6 protein-coding genes and 1 pseudogene are annotated in these 6,449 nt (G+C 68.0%); 3 read left to right on the top strand and 4 right to left on the bottom strand.

The genetic code is table 11. The annotated features are described in order from the left end of the window. Positions 1-349, bottom strand: a pseudogene (locus tag WA944_RS14840) (O-succinylbenzoate synthase); the annotation flags it as partial. 97 nt (positions 350-446) lie between these two features. On the opposite strand from WA944_RS14840, the gene WA944_RS14835 reads away from it, so the two are divergent. Further along, positions 447-1,184 carry a glutamine amidotransferase gene (locus WA944_RS14835; protein WP_526374815.1) on the top strand — a complete coding sequence of 246 codons (738 nt, stop codon included), beginning with the start codon at positions 447-449 and terminating at the stop codon, positions 1,182-1,184. Here the strand turns inward: WA944_RS14835 and WA944_RS14830 are convergent. Next, entirely contained in the window at positions 1,172-1,483 is a 312-nt protein-coding gene (locus WA944_RS14830; RefSeq protein ID WP_526374817.1) for a Dabb family protein, read from the bottom strand. The genes WA944_RS14835 and WA944_RS14830 overlap by 13 nt on opposite strands. Before the next feature lie 83 nt (positions 1,484-1,566). Between WA944_RS14830 and WA944_RS14825 the strand changes: the two genes are divergently transcribed. Together WA944_RS14825 and katG are read left to right on the top strand one after the other, a co-directional pair. Beyond that, positions 1,567-2,034: a Fur family transcriptional regulator gene (locus tag WA944_RS14825; protein ID WP_526607817.1), complete on the top strand. Its 468-nt coding sequence runs from the start codon at positions 1,567-1,569 to the stop codon at positions 2,032-2,034. Between the two features lie 38 nt (positions 2,035-2,072). After that, the gene (katG, locus tag WA944_RS14820) at positions 2,073-4,304 is read left to right on the top strand and encodes a catalase/peroxidase HPI (RefSeq protein WP_526374821.1); all 2,232 of its coding nucleotides are present in this window, start codon (positions 2,073-2,075) and stop codon (positions 4,302-4,304) included. 61 nt (positions 4,305-4,365) lie between these two features. Here the strand turns inward: katG and WA944_RS14815 are convergent, their stop codons facing one another. Further along, positions 4,366-5,055 (bottom strand): Rv0518 family GDSL lipase, encoded by a 690-nt coding sequence (locus WA944_RS14815; RefSeq protein WP_526607814.1) that lies wholly within the window; start codon positions 5,053-5,055, stop codon positions 4,366-4,368. A 63-nt stretch (positions 5,056-5,118) separates the two neighbouring features. Next, positions 5,119-6,324 (bottom strand): acyltransferase family protein, encoded by a 1,206-nt coding sequence (locus WA944_RS14810; RefSeq protein ID WP_526374824.1) that lies wholly within the window; start codon positions 6,322-6,324, stop codon positions 5,119-5,121. Positions 6,325-6,449: the final 125 nt, after the last annotated feature.

Below are 6,449 nucleotides of genomic sequence, written 5' to 3'. Positions count from 1 at the left end.
CCGCGGACACCCGGTCGGCGTCCGCGGCGCGTGAGTCGTGCCTCGCGCCGACGGCGACCCGGGCACAGCCGCTACGTCCGGTGGTGACCAGTCGATGCGCGGTGGCCGGATCCACCTCCGGGATCGCGACGGCGACCGGGACGCGGCCCCGGATCGCATCGGGCCATCCGACGGTGCTGGGTTCCATCGCTGCGGTCAGCCAGCGGGCAGCGAGCGCGTCGTCGCTGTCGACGGGCGGGCTGAACTCGCCCCACCCCTGCGGCCCCTCCACCAGGACGCCCTCGCGCACGCCGCCGGCCGCCGGGATGGCGAACACGGGGGCGTCGTCGAAGTCGATGAGTGTTCTCATTGATCGACAAAGCTATCCGGTGCCGCCGACGGTCGGTGCGGCGCCGTGCCGATCGCCGAGCGCCGCCGCTGCGGTACACCCGGTTACCCTGTACGCCGTGGCCGACGCCCCGTTCCTGTTGCTGTCGATCCGCGGCGAAGACGAGGCCGCCGACGACGAGTACCAGGCGATGATGCGGTTCGCCGGCGTCGACGAACCCGGTATGCATCGCATCCGGCTGACCCACACCCCGCTGGGCGAGGTCGACCTGTCGCAGTGGTCGGGTGTCATCCTGGGTGGCGGGCCATACAACGTCAGCGACGAACCGGCTGCGAAGTCGCCGACCCAGCAGCGAGTCGAGACGGAACTGGCCGGGCTGCTCGCCGCGGTCATCGACCGTGATTTCCCGTTCCTCGGTTGTTGTTACGGCGTGGGGACGGTGGGCACGGCCATCGGTGCTGTTGTGGACCGCTCTCACCCCGAGCCGGTGGGGCCCGTCACGGTGGAGATCACTGCGGACGGCCGCGACGATCCGCTGTTCGCAGCTCTGCCGGACGTCTTCGACGCGTTCGGGGGCCACAAGGAGGCGGCGTCCTGGCTTCCTTCCCATGCCGCGCGCCTCGCCACGTCCGCCGCCTGCCCCGTCCAGGCGTTCCGCGTCGGCCGCAACGTCTACGCCACCCAGTTCCATCCCGAACTCGACGTCGACGGCATATGTACCCGCATCGACGTCTACAAGAACCACGGCTATTTCGCGCCGGAGACCGCGGAGTCGCTCAAAGACGCTGCGCGCCAACGGGATGTCGAGTATCCCATGGCGATTCTGCGGACTTTCGTGCAACGCTACGCGCGTTGAGCATCGTCAGGAGTCGGGAGCTCGAACTGGGCCCGGGCCACCTGGTCGATGAAGGGCGCCAGCCGCGAACGCAACCGGTTGTGTTCGGCGTCCTCGTCGTATCCCTGGTATGAGGTGGCGTCGTCGAAGTCGGCGACGATCACGAAATCCCAGTTGCCCTCCCGCAGACCGGCATCGCTTCCCACCGTGTACCGCCGGGTTCCGGGACAGTTGAGGTTGCGCAGCCCGTCCTGGATCTGCTCGACCTCGGCGACGTCGTACCCCGTTTTCAGGCTGGCGAGAACCACGTTTCGGATCATCCGGGCACCCTAACAGCGCGCCGTGGAGGCAGAACCGTGAGCAAAAACGTGACTCAGTCCAAAAAAGGCCGTACAACGTTGTCATGCCCTCCGATCACGCGGACCTGCTCCGCCTGGCGGACCTGCTCCACCTGGCGGACCTGCGGGTGACGCGACCGAGGTTGGCCGTCCTCGAAGCCGTCAGGGCTCATCCCCACGCCGATACCGACACGATCTTCGGTGCCGTGCGAAGCGTCCTGCCCGAGGTGTCCAGGCAAGCCGTCTACGACGTGCTGGCGGCGCTGACCGCTGTCGGCCTGGTGCGCAAGATCCAGCCCTCCGGCTCGCTGGCCCGTTACGAATCACGGGTCGCAGACAACCACCACCACCTCGTCTGCCGCTCCTGCGGCACCATCACCGACGTCGATTGTGCTGTGGGCCAGGCTCCTTGCCTGACCCGATCCGATCCGGCGGGCAGCTTGGACGGGTTCGTCATCGACGAAGCCGAGGTCGTCTACTGGGGCCTGTGCCCCGAATGCTCGTCACAGGAGACTTCGCGATCACACCCGTGATCACAACCCATTTCACCACCACCACGGAAGGAACCATTTTGCCTGAGGATCGCCCCATCGAAGACAGCCCCCCGATCGGCGAGGCGCAGACCGACCAGACCGAAGGTGGGTGCCCCGCCGGATTCGGTCGGGTCACTGCGCCGGTGGAAGGCGGGAGCAACAGAGACTGGTGGCCCAATCAGCTCAACCTGAAGATCCTTCAGAAGAACCCTGACGTGATCAACCCGCGCGACGAGGGTTTCGACTACGCGACCGCGGTGCAGACGCTGGACGTCGACGCGGTGCGCGCGGACCTGGTCGAGGTGATGCGCACCTCACGGGAGTGGTGGCCGGCCGACTTCGGGCACTACGGACCCTTGTTCATCCGGATGGCCTGGCACGCCGCCGGCACCTACCGGGTCAAGGACGGCCGTGGCGGCGGTGGCGCCGGCATGCAGCGTTTCGCGCCGCTGAACAGCTGGCCGGACAACGCGAGCCTGGACAAGGCGCGGCGGCTGCTGTGGCCGGTGAAGAAGAAGTACGGCAAGAACCTGTCCTGGGCCGACCTGATCGTCTACGCCGGCAACGTCGCACTGGAAGACATGGGCTTCCGCACGGCTGGCTTCGCCTTCGGCCGCGAGGATCGCTGGGAGCCCGAGGAGGATGTGTACTGGGGCCCGGAACTCGAGTGGCTCGACGACAAGCGCTACACCGGCAAGCGGGATCTGGCGAACCCGCTCGCCGCGGTGCAGATGGGCCTGATCTACGTCAATCCCGAAGGCCCCAACGGCAATCCGGATCCGATGGCCTCGGCCATCGACATCCGCGAGACGTTCGGCCGGATGGCGATGAGCGACGTCGAGACCGCGGCGCTGATCGTCGGCGGCCACACCTTCGGCAAGACGCACGGCAACGGTGACGCCGAGCTCGTCGGCCCGGAGCCCGAGGCCGCCCCGTTGGAGGAGATGGGTCTGGGCTGGCGCAACCCGCAGGGCACCGGTGTCGGCATGGACGCCATCACCAGCGGCCTCGAGGTGATCTGGACGCACACCCCGACCAAGTGGGACAACAGCTTCCTGGAAATCCTGTACGGCAACGAGTGGGAGCTCTTCAAGAGTCCCGCCGGCGCCAACCAGTGGCGGCCGAAGGACGGTGGCTGGGCCAATTCGGTGCCGGAGGCGTTCGGCACCGGCAAGACGCATCCGTCGATGCTCACCTCCGACCTGGCGATGCGGATGGACCCGATCTACGAGCGGATCACCCGCCGGTGGCTCGACCATCCCGAAGAACTGGCCGAGGAGTTCGCCAAGGCGTGGTTCAAGCTGCTGCACCGCGACATGGGTCCAGTGGTCCGGTACCTCGGCCCCGAGGTGCCGCAACAGACCTGGGTCTGGCAGGACGTGGTGCCGACCGGATCCGACCTTTCCGCAGCCGACGTGGCCACCCTCAAGAGTGCTGTCGCCGACTCGGGACTGACTGTGTCGCAGCTGGTGTCAAGCGCGTGGAAGGCGGCGTCGTCGTTCCGGGTCAGTGACAAGCGCGGTGGCGCCAACGGCGGCCGGATCCGGTTGCAGCCGCAGCTGGGCTGGGAGGTCAACGAGCCCGACGAACTGGCGCAGGTGATCCGCAAGCTCGAGGAGATCCAGCAGTCGTCCGGCACCGGCGTGTCGTTCGCCGATCTGGTGGTGCTCGGCGGCGTGGTCGGTGTCGAGAAGGCGGCCAAGGCTGCCGGGTTCGACGTCGAGGTCCCGTTCACGTCCGGACGCGGTGACACGACCCAGGAGCAGACCGACGCCGAGTCGTTCTCCTACCTGGAGCCCGCGGCTGACGGTTTCCGCAACTACCTCGGCAAGGGTGGCCAGCTGCCGGCCGAGTTCCGCTTGGTGGACCGGGCGAACCTGCTGGGTCTGTCGGCTCCCGAGATGACGGTTCTGGTCGGCGGCCTGCGGGTGCTGGGCACCAATTTCGGCGGCACGCAGCACGGTGTGCTGACCGACCGCCCGGGAGCGTTGACGAACGACTTCTTCGTCAACCTCCTCGACATGGGCACGCAGTGGAAGCCCTCGCCCGCCGAGGACGGAACCTACGTCGGCACCGACCGTGGCACCGGAACCCAGAAGTGGACCGGCACCCGGGTTGATCTGCTCTTCGGCTCGAACTCGCAGCTGCGGGCTCTGGCTGAGGTGTACGCGGAGGACGACGCCAAGGAGAAGTTCGTCAGGGACTTCGTCGCGGCGTTCGCCAAGGTGCTCGACGCCGACCGCTACGACGCAGGCAAGGGCCTCGAGTAACAGCCCGAGTGGGTAGAGGGGTGCCCGGGTGACCGGGCGCCCCTTTCCACGACCGCCGCGCTCAGTACGGGTTGAGCGCGGCGCCGATCAACGGAGCGAGCTTCTCGGCCATGTAGGTGTGCCCGGCGTCGGTGGGGTGCACGCCGTCGGCGCCGATCAACCCGGGCCGGTCGACGAACCAGCGGGCGGCGAGCGGGTCGACGAACGTCGCACCGGCCAGTTCTGACTGATAGCCGAGCACATCACGAATGCGCGTGATCGTCGGCGGCGGATCGGCTGTCGGCCAGGGTGGCCCGACCACCAGGAACTTCGCCGAACGCGCGATCTGACGGGCCATCGTCAACGTGCCGTACATCGCGATCGACAGCCGGGTCGGGTCGACGTTGATGTCGTTGCGCGATCCGAAGTACACGACGAGCGAGTCGGTCGGTCTGACCGCTCTCACGGTCAGGTCCTCGAAGACGCTGCCCCGGTTGCCGCGAGTGCAGTATCCGGCGCCACCTTCGGCGGCCACGGTCGGCGTCACCGCGATGCCGTGTCGGGTCAGAGCCCGCCACACCTGCGTCGTCCAGCCGTTGACGCCGGCGCCGCCTTCGTCACCGCCGGTGGTGTAGGAGTCGCCGATCACCGAGATCCGGTTGACGGCGAAATCGGTGAGCCGCACATCGTGATGCCGTACCTCGGGAACAGGCGCGGCGAGCGCGCCGAAGGACACGGCGACGGCGAGCACCAAAGTCAACAGTCGACTCACCGGAACAGCGTAGGGTCGCCCGGGCCGGCTACAGCGGTGACGCGCCGCGAGCGTCCGACCGCGTTATCCGGCGCGGGCCGCGACCGACTGCAGCCGGTTCTGCGGTGGGCCGACGGCCGACTTCTCCTGGGGGGCCTTGGTATCGACCATGCGCCGCATCCATCGGCGCGCAGGCTCCTCGACCAGGTGGTACAGCAACGCCGCGCCGATGCCGGCGACAGCGATCAATCCGAGCACCACGATCTTGGCCGACAAGCTGGGCGTCAACGTGATGTCGAACTGCATCACGGCCCAGTTCCACGCGGTGTGCACGAGCTCGTGGACCATGTACAGGCTGAACGAGATGTGGCCCAGGTACACGACGATCGGAGTGGACAACAGCGCCGGCAGGGTGCCCACGCCGATCGCCATCGTGACGACCAGCGGAACGAACAGCACATCGACGAGGCCGCCGGCGTCGTAGATCGAGGCGGGCGGGTGGGCGTCCAGCAGGTACAGCCCGCCGACGATGGCACCCCCGAGCACCAGCGACGCCAACCCGGAGGACTGCCGGGCCCGGTGGGACAACTGGAGCTTGCGCACCGCCGCACAGGCCAGGGCACCCGCGGTGAACTGCATGACGATCCGCGGTAGCCAGCTCCACGGGGTGTAGAACACGCCGCTGGCCAGCAGCAGCAGCACCGGCGGCAGCGAGGCGGCGACCGCGAGCCACAGCAGTCCCCGTGCCCGGGTCGCCGCCGCGATCCGGAAGATGACCAGCACGAGCGCGCCGAACAGCAGGTAGGCCAACCACTCTGCGCTGATCGACCACGCCGGACCATCCCAACTCGAGCCGTCGAAGTAGGGCTGGAACCAGAGCTGGACCAACAGCACCTGCCGGATCCAGCTGATCGCGTTGAGCTGGTCGACGACCGGGGGCTCGGCGGGCACGTGGCCGACGTAGAGCGTGAAGATGATCCAGGCCGCCGCGAGATGCATCGTCACCAGATATACCGGCCACACGCGTGCCAGCCGGAGCCAGAGGAATCGCAGGGTCGCGCGGGTGGACCAGGCCTGCCCCATCCGGTCGAGGTAGTTCCAGGTCAGGACAAAGCCGCTGAGGATGAAAAACAGGTCGACCCCCTGCGCACCGGCGTTGAGCACCGGTGCCAACGCGCTGCTGACCGACGGCGACGCCTGGGCCAGCAGCGGCCGGAAGTGAAAGAGCACGACCCAGAGGGCGGCGACGATGCGAAGGCCGGACAAGGCCTTGATCTCACCGGTGCGCACACGACTCTTTTCGTCAGGATTCTGCGGTGTCGTCGATGCTCGTCGGTCGTGGAAAAGGCACAGGGCCGCCTCCCCCGATCCCGAACGGCAACCGGTCGGAGGTTACCAGCGGCACCGCCGCCGCG

Origin of the sequence: Mycobacterium sp. (assembly GCF_049683355.1) — a bacterium.
In the GTDB taxonomy this organism is placed as follows: domain Bacteria; phylum Actinomycetota; class Actinomycetes; order Mycobacteriales; family Mycobacteriaceae; genus Mycobacterium.
This window is presented reverse-complemented; position numbering and strand designations above follow the sequence as displayed.